Origin of the sequence: Bacillus sp. HMA207 (assembly GCF_003402455.1) — a bacterium.
GTDB classification, from domain to species: domain Bacteria; phylum Bacillota; class Bacilli; order Bacillales; family Bacillaceae_G; genus Bacillus_A; species Bacillus_A cereus.
The window spans coordinates 2,077,095-2,093,106 of sequence record NZ_BEZT01000001.1 but is presented as its reverse complement, the minus strand read 5'-3'; the positions used below and the strand labels follow the sequence as shown (position 1 = coordinate 2,093,106).

Below are 16,012 nucleotides of genomic sequence, written 5' to 3'. Positions count from 1 at the left end.
TCATGTAAGGCGGGGGAAACATGGAGTTTATCGTTAATCACAAACAATTCACTCAAGCACTTTCAGAAGTCAACAAAGCAATATCAACAAAATCTTTAATTCCTATATTATCTGGTATAAAAATAACTGCAGATCAATCTGGAATTACTTTAATTGCAAGTAACTCAAATATTTTTATTGAAAAATTCATTCCTGTTTCAATTGAAGACGAAAAGATTGCAACTATTTTAAAGGTAGGAACTATTGTTGTACCTGCAAAGTATTTCATTGAAATAATAAAGAAAATGCCAAGTGATATCGCAATAAAAAGTAAGAATGAGCAAACTATTAAGATACAATCAGAAGAAATCACATTAAGTTTAAATGGATTTCCTGCAGATGAGTTTCCGAATGTACCGCTTATAGACAATCATGCAGAAATCAAGGTAGAGACAGAGCAATTGATTGAAGTATTTAAACAAACAGTCTTTGCGGTAGCAAAAAATGAATCTAGACCTGTTCTTACTGGGGTGCATATAGAGTTATCTAATAATAAGTTAATTTGCGCTGCAACTGACTCACATAGACTAGCGATACGCGAAACATTACTTTCCTCAGATGTAAAAGCAAATTGTATTGTACCAAGCGCAACCATTAGTGAACTTCTAAAATTAATGAACAGCAATTCGGAATTCGTATATATCTACCTTTCAGAGAGTCATATTATATTTACGCTCGGAACAACTACATTATATTCAAGACTAATTGAAGGGAAATATCCTAATATTTCTAACCTTATTCCAAATGATTTTAAAACGATTATTAACGTAGATAGAAAAAAGATATTACAAGGTGTAGACCGATCAAGTTTATTAGCAAGTGAATGGGTTAATAACAATGTTAACTTAGAAATCATAAACGAATCCACAATTAAAATTTCTTCAAACGCTTCTCAAATTGGGAAAATATCTGAAACGCAACAAATAGATGCGATTGAAGGTGAAAAACAATTAAATATATCTTTCGATGGGCGTTTTATGGTTGATGCTTTAAGAGCAATAAAAGAAGAAACGATTACTTTAAGTTTTGGAGGTTCTATGCGACCGATATTGATTGAAGCAGGAGAGCAATCTGCAGCAGTACATCTTATATCGCCAGTAAGAGCTTATTAAGGATAGAGGAAGGGATTAATAGACAAAGCAGCAATGGTAATCTGAAATACAAAGCAAAATAATAATAACCTGAATATAAAAGCCATAGATTAATCGATATGGGGTGAGTACGATGAAGAAAATAATTGTTTTACTCATTGGTATAGTTTTAATTATTTTTGCTTTTTATCAATACAACAAAAAAGACTATGCAGCTAAAAGTACTAACTTGTATGTAGAAAACTTTAAAGGGGAAAATGATTCAATAAAAATACAATCTGCTATCAATAAAGCAGAGTCTAGTAAAATTAAAACTGTATTGCTTGATGATAAAAAGTATAAAATCACGTCACCAATCATTGTTAAAAAAGGTGTGAAATTATTATTTGGTTACGGATCCCAATTTGTAGTTGAGGGAAACTTTAGAGTTTTAGAACTAGAGAAAAACGCATCCATTGAAGGAGCGTATATAACTATTGACGATCCTAAATTTAACTCTGAAGTTATTTATTTAGACGGTAAAAATAAATATTATAACACTTGGAACAAAACACAAATAAAAGATATAAATATTATCAATTGGACGGAAACGAATAAAGGTACCGGAATTTCTTTATACTCTGCTGGAAAAGAAAATGAAATTTCGTTTGTTAACTTCGAAAATATTAAAGTTGTAGGAATGGAAACTGGACTGAAATTAGTAGCGAAAAAACCGAGCACCGGACAAGCTTGGATAAATGCCAATCGTTTTATGAACTTTTCTTTAGAAGACTGTGTAAATATGATTTATATGGATAGTCAAGTAACTACGCCAAATGAAATTAGTGGGAATCAATTTACAAACCTTCAAATACAGCCTTCAAATAAAACAAAAAGCATTATACAGGTAAGTGGTCAACATAATGAATTTCATGGGATGGTGTGGGATTTAAATAAAATAAAACATGAAAACGAACTCATTGAACTGACTGATAAGAGTATGAATACAGTGGTTGAAATGTCCAGTGTACCAGCAAATAGAGTTTTAGATAGTGGGAAATCCAATATTGTGAAATAAGTTTAAATACAGAAAAAAGAGCGAATTCTTTATAAGAGGATTCGCTCTTTTTATATTTTAAAATTAAATTTCCTTCCACCAAGCGGATGAAGGATAATTTGTAGATTTTAACGTAATAGATTCACCAATTTGAGGCGTTGTAATTTTAACTCCTAAACGGTTAGCTTCTTTCGTAACACGTTCTATCGGGTCACTCCATTCGTGTAATGCTAATGTAAAAGCACCCCAATGAATCGGAAGAAGTAATTCTCCTTGTACATCAATATGAGCTTGTACAGTTTCTTCAGGCAACATATGAATCGCAGACCACCTCGGATCATATTGTCCGTATTCCATCAATGTAAGATCGAATGGACCATATTTATCACCAATTTCCTTAAAGTGAGGGGCATAACCGCTATCGCCACTAAAGAAAATTTTAGTCTTTTGACCAAGGATAAGCCATGAACACCATAATGAACAATCTCTATCTGTCATACTTCGTCCAGAGAAATGCCTTGCAGGAGCACAAACTAACTTAATATTATCAAATGTAATTTCGTCCCACCAATTATGTTCACTAATTTTACTAGGCGAAACACCCCATTTAATAAGATATTGTGCAACTCCAGTTGGAACATAAAAGTGCTTTGCGCGATCTTTTAACTGCATAATACTTTTGTAATTCAAATGATCATAGTGATTATGAGAAATGATAATCGCATCAATTTCTTGAAGGTCATCACGTTCTAAAGAAAAAGTACCACTATAGCGTTTACTATTAAACAAAGGAAATGGGGAAGAGGCATCTCCAAACATAGGGTCTAATAATAGTTTTTTACCTTCTATTTTCAAAAGAGAAGCAGAATGGCCAAACCATGTAACACTCTCTAACGATTCATTATCTTTATTTGATAAAACGATAGGCAAATCCTTTATAGGACGCAGCTTTGATTTTATTTTAAAGTAATCCGTCATTAAACTTATAATATCTTTCGGTTTAAAACTCATATCAGTATGAATTTGATTTGTATATTTCTTATTCATTCGTTCTCCTTTTTACGATTAACAATTTACGTATGTTGTTATTGTGGCTATTTGTAGTTTAAACTATATTATTTTACCTTTCATCTAAATTGCCTTGTATTTCATAAATTCGTCAAATTCATTATTTGTATCTATAAAGTACAAATTGCACAGTGGCAGCTAAAACAAATATTAAGTACATGTAAATTGTTTTTATTTAGTAAATTCCTTCTTATACGCAACAAAGAACATACGTTTCGTTGTATGTTATAGAAGAAAATATGTCTCTAATAAAAGAAAGGAAGGAGAGGATGTAAGTGCACATAGAGCGAAAAAAGAAATCAAAATGTAAACTATCAAAATCTGAAATCATGCATTTGTATACTGAAGGGAAGAGCACCGCAGAAATCGCCATGCTCGCTAATGTGTCTGCAAGGTATATTCGTATGGTTTTATCAGACAATAACGTACCAAGACGCGCTATAGGGAGTTGGAAGAGAAAGTATGACATAACAGAAGATTATTTTAAAACGTGGTCAAACAATATGGCTTATATTTTAGGGTTTATAGCAGCAGATGGTGTTATACAGAAAGAAAATCAATGTGTCAGTATATCTCAAAAAGAAAGTTATATTTTAGAAGATATAAAAAAAGAACTAAAAACAAACCAGCCACTTTATCAAAACAAAAAAACAGGCGTATATATGCTAAATATTAATAGCAAAACAATAAAAGACGACCTTATGAACATACACGGAATTATGCCATGTAAATCATTTAACATCGAATTTCCTTTTGTACCAGAAGAATATTTGCATCATTTTGTTCGTGGGTATTTTGATGGGGATGGTCATGTTAACTCTCACAAATACTTTGTTAGTTTTGTTGGTGGATCATATAATTTTATGAATTCTTTTAAAGATATCCTTGAGAATAATAAATTCCAATTAAGTTTTGTTGACAAAGAAAAACAATATCGTATTTACCTAAGTGGTAAAAATAATGTTAATAAATTTTCACGGTGGATTTATAAAGATAAAGGTTTACATTTAAAGCGTAAATACAATATTTTTCAAGAAAAAGAATAATTGTAATGATAATCGAATAATTCACAAACAAGTTCAATTATAAAATTAAAATTCACGATGAATTATTAATTGAAATCAAAGTAATTGCTAAAGCAAACAAATTATAAATATAGTTTAGTCAAATTCAAAGCAAGTTGCTTTTTATTATGTTTTATTAATGATTATTTACGCTAATCCTGCATCAACGAACTATTCACTAATAAATAAAGAAAAGGGAAGTATACCAAATGAAACTAACCTATAATAAGTTTATTACTTTTTTCTAGTAGACATAATATATATTATAGGCAGTTATAGAAACAAAGTAATATCAGGTATCAAAAACCAAGTAAACTATACTTAATGAGACGGAACAGAGATTTTTAGTGAGATTCACATGAAATCTTATCTAAACAAATTTCTTCAGTTTTTATCGTTTTTATTTGTTATAAATTCATCACAGCAAATCTTAATCAATAATCGCTTAAGATTTAACGAATTAAAAACATTTTTGATTGGCAAGAAATTTTTATACAGAAAAATTATTTCTATACAAAATATAAATTAGTAATTTTATTTTATGTTTTACTTAATGAATTTATTGCTATTTGCACATGTTTTACAACTTTACATTATTTGTTGTTATTTCTGTTATTTAGACTTGACTTTCATTACACTCATTGTTTTTTATCCTAGTTAACATAACGCTTATTTTTAACATAAAAAAATCCTCCTCACCTTCAGGAAGATTTTTTGTTTGCTATTATTTTATTTATATCTTCTAGTAACAATCCCAATTGTAAATGACATTGGAAAAATCTAGATTTAACAAATCTTCCTTACGTATAAAGAAATTAGCAACCCCAGAATCGCCCCACATAATATTTAATGAATCGTCTGTATCGATTTGCAGCAATAATATGTCATGTTGCTGGTATTTTTCTTCCCATTCCCTTGGATCTGTCTGTGTGAAAAATGGATAACCACCAATTTTATGTCCTTGATCCTTACATAAATCATCATACAGTTCGCCTAATTCTGTATTATTTTCTTCATCAACAATTTCTTCCCAATCAATGTTATCACTAAAAATCATTTCAAATCGATAATCTCTTGGTGTTACTGGTTGATATGCCAACTCAAACTTTAGTTTTGCTGCTTCGGGTATGATAAAATTCTCTAAATCTAAAGTGTTTAAATAACTAAAATCAGTAATAACCTTATTTAAATCTTCTATAATTGTAGAATGATAAATAATTCGAAAGTCTTTTTGGACTGTTGGATGATCAAAATCTGCTCCAAAAAGATCTTCTTCAGCACTTATGAAAAACTGTAACATTCCATGTTGAGGCATATGTTCAATATTTGGTATTTCTTCAAGGTTTAACTGCGCAAGTAGCATCATAGGTTGTCCGTTTGAGTCTTTAGGATGCTCTTGATCTATAGGTAAATACGGATATCCACCAAACTTACTTTCAAAAAGCGTTGTCTCTGCTTGCGTTCCAGACACTTTAACATACGGTTTCACACTTTCTTCTAAAATACTACGATACTGTTCTAGTTCTTTCGGAATTTGAAGTTGATACGTATTCTTCACTACATTTGCCTCCCTTTAGTAATGAATTGAAAATGCCTAACTTAATTATATAGTAAGCGATAGCTCAATTGAAAATCGTTAAAAATCCATTTTCACCCTCATTTTTTGCGCGCTTGGTGGACAAAGTAGATTATGTTCTAATACCTTTTTATTAATAGTTCGAATTAAATCCGCTGTTTCTGCAGTATTTGTATTTTCTTTTAGCTTTTCTTTTAAATCGTCAATTTCTTTTGAAAGCTCAATCCACCTAGGTAAAACATGATTATTTGCTAAAGTTCTATAAAGTTGCTTTTCAGGATTGTACGAAAGATCTTTATCAAGATTAAGAGGTTTCCCTTTACCAGGTAAATGATCAAAAGACCCTTTCTTTTCTGCTTCTTTAACGATAGAACTAATATGATCTTCATACGTATAGGACCAAACTTTCTCATCTTTTACTAAAATCTCTTGCTTTTTTAGTTTTTTATCTAGTTCTTCTTGATTCATAGATTCTCTCTCCTTTTTATTTTCTAATGCCCTTAACCCATCGAATAGCTTTTCTCGCCACCATACGCTATCATGTCCGCCTTGAAACTCTTCGTAAGTGGTTTTGGTGTTTCATTTCTTCTAAAGCTTTATATAGCCGTCTATTAGCCGTTAAAAGAGGTTCGTTTTCAAGTTCACCTACTGCTATGTAAGTATTGAGGTGAGTTGCATTAGAATCTATTAATGAAATTTGATTTTCAATCCAAGGAATTGCATTTTCATAATCGTCCTTTTTCCAATGTACGGATCCAGACATTGACAACACATTTCCGAAAATATGTGGATTTTGAAGTGCTGCATAAAAAGCTGCTAAGCCACCAAGACTGAAACCAGCAATTGTTGTATGATTCATTTCTTGATAAACGTGATACTTAGATTGAATCCACGGAAGTAATTCCTTTGTTAAAAATGTATTCATTTTATCGTTATAAGTTAGCTCTTCTAATCGATCAACAGGATCTATAGTAACAGCAATACACGATGGGATTTCTTTTTCGTAAATTAAATAATTAAGTGTTTTTGTGATTGAAAGGTCATTAATGAATGAATTCCCATCAAATACAATGAGAAGTTCTTGAATATGTGAAGTGTGAGAATAATCATGAGGCGTATAAATATGAATTTTGCGTGTGTTATTTAAAATCGAACTATAAAAAGAATATGTTTCAATCTTTCCGGATGGATAATCATTTGAAGGAAAACGACTGCTATATTGCACCTCCATTCCTATGTTTAACACAGACGCTTTATTGGTACCTTCTCCAAATGTATTTCGATTAAATTGGTCTATTTCGTACTGTTCACTACGCTTTATCCAATCATTTTCGAAAACATCGTTTACTGAAAAATAGTACGTTGAAATAAAACTCTTATCCGTCCTAAACGTTACATACCAAATATCTGTCTGTAACAATCGTTGTAATTGATTTACAGACAGATCCCAACCAGGAAAACTACCGAATACATAAACATTTTCAGTATTTTGATCGCCTAACCATATATACGTTATAAGTTTATACTGATTATCTGCAGGGCATTGTTCTATTAGTGGCGTGTGATTTGACTTGATTTCATGCAAAAAAGTATAAAGAGCTTTTTTGTTTCCATTCTTTAATTGATTTTTAAGCTTCTCTAACTTAGGACTGATTATTGTAGTCACCTCTCTTTCTCCTTTGTAGTATTTATTCTATATGTAGTTTTTTTCATTAGAATCCCTATATAAAAGTAGTCGTAAGTTATTTGTTTAGCGAAGTTATTTATTAGAAAAATAATCAATTGCCTGAATAGAAAGTTCTAATGATTTTATTCTTCTTTCTAAAAGCGTTCTTTGAGGACTCCCAAGCTTTGACTTAACGTAAATCTTTTCAATTGATGGAAGCAAACCAATTAGAACATTACGAGCTTCTGCTAAATCTTCCTGAGTATAATGATGAGTTTCTTGCTTCCAAACACTTTCTAACATAGCTAAGCCGATACTAGCTGCTTTGAGTCTTTTTTTCACTAAAGTAGTATTTGATCCTTTTTGAGTCATCTGTGATAAGGCATTTTCAAGTTTACTAATTGTTGACTGTAAAGATTTTATTGATTCTACTTTATCTATATTTGATACGTTTTTCATGTTAATGTTATCCCTTCTATGTTGCTAACTTGTTTTGTTTAATGTTTAATGAAATCCTTAAAAGCTTGATTTCACTCGAAATATTTTAACATAAATAACTAACTGTATTCGAGTTGGACAATAACTTAAAGTAAAACAGCTATTCCTCTCTCCTCCCCTGTATCATTCTATTATATGTACTTCTTTCTTCTCATTAGAATTCCTATATAAACTAGTTGTTAATATTGAATGTTTTATGAACAAAAAAACGTACAAGTAATGTAACCTGTACGTTTTCGCTTTTATTCAGTAAGGTAATAAAGTAATAGCTTTCTGGTCTTCTCATAACTTATGAAATCTCTATACAAAATGGGATAATTCACAATTTCTGTTTCTAGAAAACGATATTGCGGAAACCACTCGAAAAACGATTTTCTTAACCACTTTATTTGTTGAAACGTAATGTTCTGTTCGTTTCCATTTAGTACAGAATTTAAAGTAGCTGCTGTATGCATCCAATAATGATTAAAATCAGCGTTTATACAGTCATCTTCGGTAAATTTACTTTTTAAATCTCACTGCAATTTTGCTGTAGCACGATAAGGAAACGGTTTATGAAGTGGACTATGCATTTTCTGCAATTCCTTAAAAATAATTCGTTTCCTAACTTCAACTTTCCACCCCTTTATTTCTCTATCCAATTTAATAAGTTTTCATAATGATATTGAGCATCGATATACCCAAGATTATATAGATTAACGAGCTTTTCCTTATTTCTTTCTATTCCGCTTATAGGAAGCTGTACACTTGGTTGAATTACATAAAAATTATCTTTTTGTTCTTCTCGATTCATATAAGATATCGTCTCATTATAAAAACGATAATGGTCTACTAAATTCTCTGCGATTTTCGGATATTTTCTATATAAAATTTTAGCCAGGCCTGAAAATTTATTTCGCTGCTTCTCATATCCTTCTGGCTTTGTCATAATTACAACGTTCTTTTCATAACCATCCTTTTGGGCTTTCAAAACAGGTATAGGGTCTATAATCCCTCCATCTAATAATTTTCGATTATTATATTCTACAGCAGGTGCTATAAACGGCACAGAGCTAGATGCACGAATGATTTTTAAAATATCATTTCCGTGTTCTGCTTTATTATAATAAATGGCTTGTCCTGATTCGCAATCAGTTGTCCCTATAACAAACTGTTCATTACAGTTTAAGAAAGTTTGAAAATCAAATGGTACAATTTTATTAGGTACTTCATCAAATAAAAAATCCATTCCGAATAATTCACGTTTTCGAATTAAGTTTCGATAAGATATATACCTGTAATCTGATACTAGCTCTGTATTTACTTTCTTATTTCTACCTTTTTGACGTGACAAATAGGTTGCTCCCATACAGGCTCCAGCTGATACGCCGACTACATATGGAAAGAATAAGTTCTTTTCCATGAAATATTCGAGTACACCTGCAGTATATAAACCTTTCATTCCTCCGCCCTCTAATACTAAACCAATATTCTTCATGTTATATCCCTCTGCTTCTTTTTTCTTAATTTCATATTAGCATAAGATTTTAAGATGAGGTTATATAAACTAATTACAACAATAACCAGAAACTACTAAAGTAATGTCATAATATCTTTGTGAGTAACATGTTACAATATAAGTAATTCATTCCACATATATTAAAGGAGGAATTTAATATGGGTTTATTTAGCGGTATTTTAGGAAATGCATCAAATACGAGTTCTGAAAGTGTAGAACGTGATTTAGAGAAGATTATGCTAGACGATGAAAAAGTAGAGCATGCTTATAAATTAATTCGTGATCTAATCGTATTTACAAATCGTCGTCTTATATTAGTAGATAAACAAGGAGTAACTGGCAAAAAAACAGAATACCATTCTATTCCTTATAAAAGTATTACACAATATAGCATCGAAACGGCTGGGCATTTTGATTTAGATGCAGAACTTAAAATTTGGGTGTCTAGTATGGAGGAACCAATTACGAAAGAATTTAAAGGTGACGATAGTATTTTAAGCATTCAAAAAGCGCTAGTAACCTTTACGACAAAGTAGTGGTTTTTGTATCTTTATTCATTTTCAAAATTACTAACCCGAGTATTTTGGAAGAACATACATTATTTTTGTATATTTAATCTGAAATAACATAAAAAGGTAAAGCGTATTTTAAATGCTTTACCTTTCTTTTTTGTAATAAACAAGTGTAGTTTTATCATTTAATTTCTTTATTACTTCTGTTCTTTTATACCCCATTTTCTCGTATAGAAAACAATTTCTTTCTTCTTCTAAAATCGTAGCAAGTTCAAAACTTCGTGCTTCTGGAAACATTTCTTCAATTAAAATAAGTACCTTCTGAGCAATTCCTTTCCCTTGATAGATTGGATGAATAAACATTGGACTAATCCAAAATTTATAAGGTAGTTCTTTTGCGGATATACATATTGCTCCAACAAGTTTCGAATCTATTATCGCCTTATAAAAATTACTGCTGGGATTATTTATTCTAAAAATAGTTTTTTCAATAGTTTCATTTGCTGGATTTGTTTCATAGTCTTTATATTTATGTAATAAAGAGCTAAATGAGTCTATTTGCATTTGAAATATAACTTCTGCATCAGTTTCTGTCACCTTTTCTAATATAATCTCCATGTTACCAATTTAGACGCTTTCTTAAAGAAGTAATATGAGCGGTATGGTGACGACCATGCCATGCATATAGTCCTATTGCAACAGCAAGTTCTGTTTCACCAGTTTCAGGATGGTTAAATGTCTTTTCTAAATCTTCAATTTCTAGAGAATATAAAAGGTTAACCCATCTTTTATGTAATGAATCTAGCATTACTAGTGAAACATCTACCGGTAATTTTGAATCGGGTAACTCTGCCCACTTCTCTTCTTTATACGGTTTAATAGTTGGATTCTTTTCTGTAAGTGCTAATTTGAAGCGTATGTAGCTATTCATATGGCTATCAACAACGTGATGAACAACTTGACGGACAGTCCACCCTCCAACGCGATATGGTGTATCTAACTGCTTCTGATCTAAATCTTTAATTGCCTTTGTTAGTTCATTAGGTAAATCTTCAATTTCTTGAATCCATGTATCAATCATTTCTTCAGTTATAGGACGTTTGTATGTAAATTGGCCAATTGGATAACGTAAATCATTCATGAATAAGTCCTCCTTATTATAAGCGCGAAGTATTTCTCCAAATATAGTGTACAAACTTCACATGTTCTCCATGTAATTCTACAGATGTTATATCTGATTCATTTTGATAAGAAGAAAATCCGCTTTTTTCTAGTACAATTTGTGATGCGAGATTATTAGTCGTTGTTTTAGCATGAACTTCAGTAATTTCATTATTTTTCGCTACATCTAAAATTAATTTTACGGCTGCTGTTGCAACTCCTTTTTTAGTAAATTTTTCTCCGACCCGATACCCGAGGGAACTAATTCGAGTTTCCGTATCTATATCTACTAAATTAATTCGCCCTACAATTTCTTTTTCTTCATTACGAATTAAATAAAAATAAGAATCTCCATCCGCTTGTTCTATTAATAAATCGTCTAGTAGTTTTTGGAAATATTCAAATTCAAAATATTTTGAGCCACGATTTGGTACCATTGTTTCAAAAAAAGATTTATTCGTAAGTTCAAACATAAATAAATCCTTAGCATCTTGTTCCTTTAGTTGCTCTATGTATATTTCCATCCCGTATTCTCCTTCTTGATTTACTAACTGTTATACATTCTTTTTTAATCAATTATATTCCTGCTATTTCTTTCGATTAAGTAATATAGATAGTAACACTTTCGGATGAAAAAGATGAAATGGATTACGAATTAAGTTCATCACTCGTACTAACCGAATATAAACATCAGAATTACTTGCAGATAGTCGATATATTTGTTTCGTATACCATAGCTGAAATTTTTGTTTTGTAGTTAATTCTCTCTTTAGTTGCGGGTGACGTGATATTTCTGTTGTTGTCATATCCCAAGGGGTTTCTATTATAGTAGCTGCCTTTTTATAAAATTGTTGTGTAAATGTTTTATCAAGTTGTTTTCTATCTTGCAAAAGTAATTGCAATTGGTGAGCCTCCATAGCAGCAACTGATACGCCTTGGCCGAAAACGGGATCAAAACGACATTGCGCATCTCCAACAACTAATAATCCTTCTGGTACATTATTCACTAAATCAAATCGCCGGCGTACTTGATAAGGAATTTTGTATGTCTTTATATCAGTAATTCCCTCGGCCTTGTTTAAGAAATCTGTAACATTAGAAATTGATAGGTTTTCAGCAAAATCATAAAACTCATCATCTGTTTGTGGTGCTTTCTCGTTTGCGTATCCACTGAAAGTAACAAAATAACGATTATCTTCTATCGTTTGAATAAGAACGCCATAAGGGTTATCAGGGAAACTCGGAGACATTAGCACATTGCAACAGTCTAATTTCTCATTTTCTTTAAGTTTGAACATTTTCGTTGCGTAAAATAAATCAATACGAACTTTCTCTTCTTGTACTTCAATTTCGTATTCTCGTAGCCACTCTATACTTTTTGAGCCAAATCCACTCGCATCAACTACAAGATCCGCATGAACTTCTTCTTGTGTGTTTGTCTCTAGATATTTAACTTTTACTCCACACACTTTGTTAAGCTTTGCATCTACCAATAACCCTTTAACCAATGTTTCATATTTAATAGTAATATTTGAAATTTGATGTATTCGTTTTTGAATATGCCATTCTAGCAAAGGACGACTTTGTTGAATCATATGTACTTCCCCTATGAATGGCTGTTTCCATAGACCGAATTGATGCCATTTCAAATCACGAGTAAAGTTATTTACGATACTACCTGCTTCTATTAATTCATTCGTAATATTAGGAAACAATTCTTCAATTGCGTTTTCTCCACCTTTTAATAACACGTGAGGATGATTACTTTGTGGAACTCTTTTTCTCGAAGACTTTCCATCCCATCTTTCACCAGCTTCTATAATGATTACTTCTTTAAAAGAAGTTGATAATGCTTTTGCTGCAAACTTTCCTGCCATACTTCCACCAATAACGATAGCCTTATTAAACATATTTTCCCCCTTAATAAAAAGAGATCCTGCCTTGTATGAATGAAACAGGATCTTAAACTAATTAACTTCTTTATCATTATACTTAAAATACATCAGTAAATTGCAACATTAAAATTAAAATACCTAATCCCCATACGTAATACGCGAATACTTTTAAGGAGTGACGTTTTAAATATTGAATCATCCATGAAACAGCTATGTATCCAAAAAACGCTGCTGATAACGTTCCGACAATTAAAGATGTACTAGAAATAGATTCTGCTTTCCCTTGAAAAACGTCTATAAATTGCAAAATGATAGCTCCAACAATGGCTGGTGTCGATAGTAAAAAAGAAAAGTAAGCAGCAGTTTCACGGTCTAATTTTCTCCATAATGCAGCGACAATTGTCATTCCAGAACGGGAAATGGCTGGAAAAATAGCAGCAGCTTGAAATGAACCGATAATTAATGCGTCTTTATATGTTATGTCATCCATTTTTTTACGACCATTCTTTTGTTTATCTGCCGTGTAGAGAAAGAATCCGGTCACTAAAAACTCCCAACCGATCGTGATTCCTGTTTTTGAAATATCTTCAAAGAAATCTTTAAACAATAAACCAATTACAACTGCGGGTATTGTCCCAACGATAAGTAATAACATGAGCTTTGAAAATGGGTTTTTAATTAAATATATAAATTCTTTTTTGTAATAAATAAAAACCGCAAGTAAAGTCCCAATATGCAGCATCGTATCTAAAAATAAGCCAGCCTCATCTAATCGGAACAAATGCCTTCCTAAATAAAGATGTCCGGTACTACTGATTGGTAAAAATTCTGTTAAACCTTGAATTATACCTAGTATGAAAGCTTCTAACCAATTCATGATGGTCTCCTTTCTCTTTTGCTTGTACCAATATATGAGGGTTAAATTTTCGATATGAAAAAAACTATATTTCTCTATGAATTTACTTTTCATTTATGGATATATATGTAAAGAGGGTTAAGGAGGGTTATTATGTGGAAGCACACAAAATTCGGTAATGTATTACTTTGGGTGGGCCCTATCCTTGTATTTTTAGGACTATGTATGACAAATGTTATTTCAGATATTCCTTTCTTTGAGGGAAAACATAAAACGGTTGGTATTGTACTTATATTTATAGGTGTAATCTGTTTTGTTGCTGCTAATCATTTGAAAAAAGGAGAAAGATATGAAGAATAAATCTAAATAAAAAACAATCCTGGCATATTAGCTAGGATTGCTTTTTATTAATGTTGATTATTTGTAGAATACTTTATCAACGTTATATTTCGCTTTGTATTCATTAATGATATATGTTTCGTAAATTTCTCTTTCTGTTGGATCTTCTACGATACATGCATCAATGCGGTATACTTCATCACGGTGATTTTTAATTGGTGAAACATTATCTTCAAAATGCTTCTTAATACGTTGTCTAATTTTACGAGCTTTACCTACGAAAAGAAGTTCGTCATTAATATTGTAAAACATAAAAATGCCGCCTTTATCTCTAGGGAACAAGTGGAAATCGATAAATCCATTAATTGGAGTAATGATTGGCTCGTCTCCTTTAATAACTTGTTTACGTTCAGTAATTGAAACATCAGCTTCAGGAATATTAATTTTAATCAAGTTCATTCACGTCCTCTTTTATTATAAAGATAAATAATAGCATACATAAGTAAGAAAAGCTATGTTCAGAGGCATATTTCATTTTATAATTCAAATATTATAGGTGTATCATGTAAACTTTTCTTCCAAATCATATGATCACTGGATTCTCCCCAGTAATCTTTCAATACATAGCTAGGTTTTCCAAACTTTTTCATCCATATACTTTGCGCATTTTTATATCCACTATCTAAACAATATTCTGTTATCCCTCTGCTAAGTAATGTAAGAAACATTGTATGTAGTAATAAACTCCCTATTCCCTTTCTCTGATACTCCGGAAGTATGAATACAGTTCCTATTTCATACAAATTTTTAAGTACACCACCTGTACAACTATTAATCAATGTACTTGCTGGACCGATTTCGATTGTTCCAATGATTTTATCGTTACTTGTATCAATTGCTAATAAAAAGTAACGACTTTCTCCGTTACTATCAAAATCACTTTTCAAATACTGCTTTTTTGAGTTAATTTCATTTTCTATGTCATCTAATAATTGTGACAATCCTTCATTTTTGTATGTATTCGTAATAACTATACGGAAAAATAAATATAGTTCATCTATATCATTCAAATTCGGTCTTCTAACTGCAACGTTAGTCATGAATTCAATCTCCAATCCTCATTATGCCATTGTCAATACAACACTTTATATAATCTATTCATCATTATTCTGCAAAAACCTGCATAAATCCAACAGTATAGAAAACTCATTATAAATATTGATAAAATAATTTTTATATCCATAGTTGTATGAACAGCAGGACCAAGTACCGGAAAACGGAAAACATCGAGAACGATCATAATACCAATAAGTAGACAAGTTGCTGAAAAGGAAACAATCCAAATTCTCCTCTTTAATTTTAAAAAAGATACTCCTAAGGCTAGACCTAATAAGCCTGTAGTAAAAGGAAAGACAATTAGTTCACTGGGCTCAATAATAAATAATAGAAAAATAGTAAGAATATAAGAAAGTATTCCCTCACGAATAGAATAGAAAATAGCAAAAAAAATCGGTAATGTCGAAAATGGACTAATGAGCAAACCTATACCAGGAACTAAGTTCCCAGCTGCTTGAAACATGGTGGCCAATGCACTCATCAAAGCTGTAAGTACTAACTTATTCGCAAGGGACAATTTTCTTTTATGAACAAAACTCGTATCATGTTCTATCATCAGTTGATACCAATAACGTACAAACCGATTCATCAATATCT

The 16,012-nt window shown here is 31.2% G+C and carries 19 protein-coding genes and 1 pseudogene; 5 read left to right on the top strand and 15 right to left on the bottom strand.

Annotation, left to right across the window (positions count from 1 at the left end):
• Positions 1–20 precede the first annotated feature (20 nt).
• On the top strand, positions 21–1,151 hold the full coding sequence (dnaN, locus tag HMAS_RS10985) for a DNA polymerase III subunit beta (protein WP_116344812.1): 1,131 nt from the start codon (positions 21–23) through the stop codon (positions 1,149–1,151).
• 112 nt (positions 1,152–1,263) lie between these two features.
• Positions 1,264–2,187 carry a hypothetical protein gene (locus tag HMAS_RS10980; RefSeq protein WP_044306484.1) on the top strand — a complete coding sequence of 308 codons (924 nt, stop codon included), beginning with the start codon at positions 1,264–1,266 and terminating at the stop codon, positions 2,185–2,187.
• A gap of 63 nt (positions 2,188–2,250) precedes the next feature.
• Here HMAS_RS10980 and HMAS_RS10975 read toward each other — a convergent pair whose 3' ends face one another.
• Positions 2,251–3,213, bottom strand: coding sequence for an MBL fold metallo-hydrolase (locus HMAS_RS10975; protein WP_116344811.1), 963 nt, complete (start codon positions 3,211–3,213; stop codon positions 2,251–2,253).
• Positions 3,214–3,509: 296 nt separating this feature from the next.
• On the opposite strand from HMAS_RS10975, the gene HMAS_RS10970 reads away from it, so the two are divergent.
• The gene (locus HMAS_RS10970; RefSeq protein WP_116344810.1) at positions 3,510–4,280 is read left to right on the top strand and encodes an LAGLIDADG family homing endonuclease; all 771 of its coding nucleotides are present in this window, start codon (positions 3,510–3,512) and stop codon (positions 4,278–4,280) included.
• A gap of 760 nt (positions 4,281–5,040) precedes the next feature.
• Here HMAS_RS10970 and HMAS_RS10965 read toward each other — a convergent pair.
• The 6 genes and pseudogenes from HMAS_RS10965 to HMAS_RS10940 all read right to left on the bottom strand — a co-directional run bounded on the left by HMAS_RS10965 (position 5,041) and on the right by HMAS_RS10940 (position 9,515).
• Positions 5,041–5,856 carry a YwqG family protein gene (locus HMAS_RS10965; protein WP_006929708.1) on the bottom strand — a complete coding sequence of 272 codons (816 nt, stop codon included), beginning with the start codon at positions 5,854–5,856 and terminating at the stop codon, positions 5,041–5,043.
• A gap of 78 nt (positions 5,857–5,934) precedes the next feature.
• A complete protein-coding gene (locus HMAS_RS28055) occupies positions 5,935–6,342 on the bottom strand; it encodes a DUF1992 domain-containing protein (RefSeq protein WP_006929710.1) in 408 nt (135 codons plus the stop codon).
• Between the two features lie 70 nt (positions 6,343–6,412).
• Positions 6,413–7,540 carry an alpha/beta hydrolase-fold protein gene (locus HMAS_RS10955; RefSeq protein WP_116344809.1) on the bottom strand — a complete coding sequence of 376 codons (1,128 nt, stop codon included), beginning with the start codon at positions 7,538–7,540 and terminating at the stop codon, positions 6,413–6,415.
• 93 nt (positions 7,541–7,633) lie between these two features.
• Entirely contained in the window at positions 7,634–7,999 is a 366-nt protein-coding gene (locus tag HMAS_RS10950; protein WP_000800305.1) for a hypothetical protein, read from the bottom strand.
• Between the two features lie 281 nt (positions 8,000–8,280).
• Positions 8,281–8,610, bottom strand: a pseudogene (locus tag HMAS_RS10945) (YxiJ-like family protein).
• 53 nt (positions 8,611–8,663) lie between these two features.
• Positions 8,664–9,515: a patatin-like phospholipase family protein gene (locus HMAS_RS10940; protein ID WP_016122609.1), complete on the bottom strand. Its 852-nt coding sequence runs from the start codon at positions 9,513–9,515 to the stop codon at positions 8,664–8,666.
• A gap of 179 nt (positions 9,516–9,694) precedes the next feature.
• Here HMAS_RS10940 and HMAS_RS10935 point away from each other — a divergent pair, with 179 nt between their 5' ends.
• A complete protein-coding gene (locus HMAS_RS10935; protein WP_000522476.1) occupies positions 9,695–10,072 on the top strand; it encodes a PH domain-containing protein in 378 nt (125 codons plus the stop codon).
• Positions 10,073–10,192: 120 nt separating this feature from the next.
• On the opposite strand, the gene HMAS_RS10930 is transcribed toward HMAS_RS10935, so the two are convergent.
• From HMAS_RS10930 to HMAS_RS10910, 5 genes are all read right to left on the bottom strand, one after another.
• Positions 10,193–10,666, bottom strand: a complete 474-nt coding sequence (locus HMAS_RS10930; RefSeq protein WP_116344808.1) for a GNAT family N-acetyltransferase — start codon at positions 10,664–10,666, stop codon at positions 10,193–10,195.
• A gap of 1 nt (position 10,667) precedes the next feature.
• A complete protein-coding gene (locus HMAS_RS10925) occupies positions 10,668–11,189 on the bottom strand; it encodes a YfiT family bacillithiol transferase (RefSeq protein WP_006929720.1) in 522 nt (173 codons plus the stop codon).
• A 16-nt stretch (positions 11,190–11,205) separates the two neighbouring features.
• Positions 11,206–11,733, bottom strand: coding sequence for a GNAT family N-acetyltransferase (locus tag HMAS_RS10920; protein ID WP_016122611.1), 528 nt, complete (start codon positions 11,731–11,733; stop codon positions 11,206–11,208).
• 63 nt (positions 11,734–11,796) lie between these two features.
• Positions 11,797–13,119, bottom strand: a complete 1,323-nt coding sequence (locus HMAS_RS10915; RefSeq protein ID WP_000482056.1) for an FAD-dependent oxidoreductase — start codon at positions 13,117–13,119, stop codon at positions 11,797–11,799.
• An 82-nt stretch (positions 13,120–13,201) separates the two neighbouring features.
• A complete protein-coding gene (locus HMAS_RS10910) occupies positions 13,202–13,981 on the bottom strand; it encodes an undecaprenyl-diphosphate phosphatase (protein WP_001104303.1) in 780 nt (259 codons plus the stop codon).
• 132 nt (positions 13,982–14,113) lie between these two features.
• Between HMAS_RS10910 and HMAS_RS10905 the strand changes: the two genes are divergently transcribed.
• Positions 14,114–14,320 carry a hypothetical protein gene (locus HMAS_RS10905; protein ID WP_000265477.1) on the top strand — a complete coding sequence of 69 codons (207 nt, stop codon included), beginning with the start codon at positions 14,114–14,116 and terminating at the stop codon, positions 14,318–14,320.
• A gap of 57 nt (positions 14,321–14,377) precedes the next feature.
• Here HMAS_RS10905 and HMAS_RS10900 read toward each other — a convergent pair whose 3' ends face one another.
• The 3 genes from HMAS_RS10900 to HMAS_RS10890 all read right to left on the bottom strand — a co-directional run bounded on the left by HMAS_RS10900 (position 14,378) and on the right by HMAS_RS10890 (position 16,004).
• Positions 14,378–14,758 carry a nucleotide excision repair endonuclease gene (locus tag HMAS_RS10900; protein ID WP_001048941.1) on the bottom strand — a complete coding sequence of 127 codons (381 nt, stop codon included), beginning with the start codon at positions 14,756–14,758 and terminating at the stop codon, positions 14,378–14,380.
• Positions 14,759–14,835: 77 nt separating this feature from the next.
• On the bottom strand, positions 14,836–15,399 hold the full coding sequence (locus HMAS_RS10895) for a GNAT family N-acetyltransferase (protein WP_006929726.1): 564 nt from the start codon (positions 15,397–15,399) through the stop codon (positions 14,836–14,838).
• A 32-nt stretch (positions 15,400–15,431) separates the two neighbouring features.
• The gene (locus tag HMAS_RS10890; protein WP_001079232.1) at positions 15,432–16,004 is read right to left on the bottom strand and encodes a hypothetical protein; all 573 of its coding nucleotides are present in this window, start codon (positions 16,002–16,004) and stop codon (positions 15,432–15,434) included.
• Positions 16,005–16,012 lie beyond the last annotated feature (8 nt).

Coding starts and splice junctions, on each gene's coding strand:
- dnaN (WP_116344812.1), top strand. CDS start 21: ATGGAGTTTATCGTTAATCACAAACAATTCACTCAAGCACTTTCAGAA.
- HMAS_RS10980 (WP_044306484.1), top strand. CDS start 1,264: ATGAAGAAAATAATTGTTTTACTCATTGGTATAGTTTTAATTATTTTT.
- HMAS_RS10975 (WP_116344811.1), bottom strand. CDS start 3,213: ATGAATAAGAAATATACAAATCAAATTCATACTGATATGAGTTTTAAA.
- HMAS_RS28055 (WP_006929710.1), bottom strand. CDS start 6,342: ATGAATCAAGAAGAACTAGATAAAAAACTAAAAAAGCAAGAGATTTTA.
- HMAS_RS10950 (WP_000800305.1), bottom strand. CDS start 7,999: ATGAAAAACGTATCAAATATAGATAAAGTAGAATCAATAAAATCTTTA.
- HMAS_RS10940 (WP_016122609.1), bottom strand. CDS start 9,515: ATGAAGAATATTGGTTTAGTATTAGAGGGCGGAGGAATGAAAGGTTTA.
- HMAS_RS10935 (WP_000522476.1), top strand. CDS start 9,695: ATGGGTTTATTTAGCGGTATTTTAGGAAATGCATCAAATACGAGTTCT.
- HMAS_RS10930 (WP_116344808.1), bottom strand. CDS start 10,666: ATGGAGATTATATTAGAAAAGGTGACAGAAACTGATGCAGAAGTTATA.
- HMAS_RS10925 (WP_006929720.1), bottom strand. CDS start 11,189: ATGAATGATTTACGTTATCCAATTGGCCAATTTACATACAAACGTCCT.
- HMAS_RS10920 (WP_016122611.1), bottom strand. CDS start 11,733: ATGGAAATATACATAGAGCAACTAAAGGAACAAGATGCTAAGGATTTA.
- HMAS_RS10915 (WP_000482056.1), bottom strand. CDS start 13,119: ATGTTTAATAAGGCTATCGTTATTGGTGGAAGTATGGCAGGAAAGTTT.
- HMAS_RS10910 (WP_001104303.1), bottom strand. CDS start 13,981: ATGAATTGGTTAGAAGCTTTCATACTAGGTATAATTCAAGGTTTAACA.
- HMAS_RS10905 (WP_000265477.1), top strand. CDS start 14,114: ATGTGGAAGCACACAAAATTCGGTAATGTATTACTTTGGGTGGGCCCT.
- HMAS_RS10900 (WP_001048941.1), bottom strand. CDS start 14,758: ATGAACTTGATTAAAATTAATATTCCTGAAGCTGATGTTTCAATTACT.
- HMAS_RS10895 (WP_006929726.1), bottom strand. CDS start 15,399: ATGACTAACGTTGCAGTTAGAAGACCGAATTTGAATGATATAGATGAA.
- HMAS_RS10890 (WP_001079232.1), bottom strand. CDS start 16,004: ATGAATCGGTTTGTACGTTATTGGTATCAACTGATGATAGAACATGAT.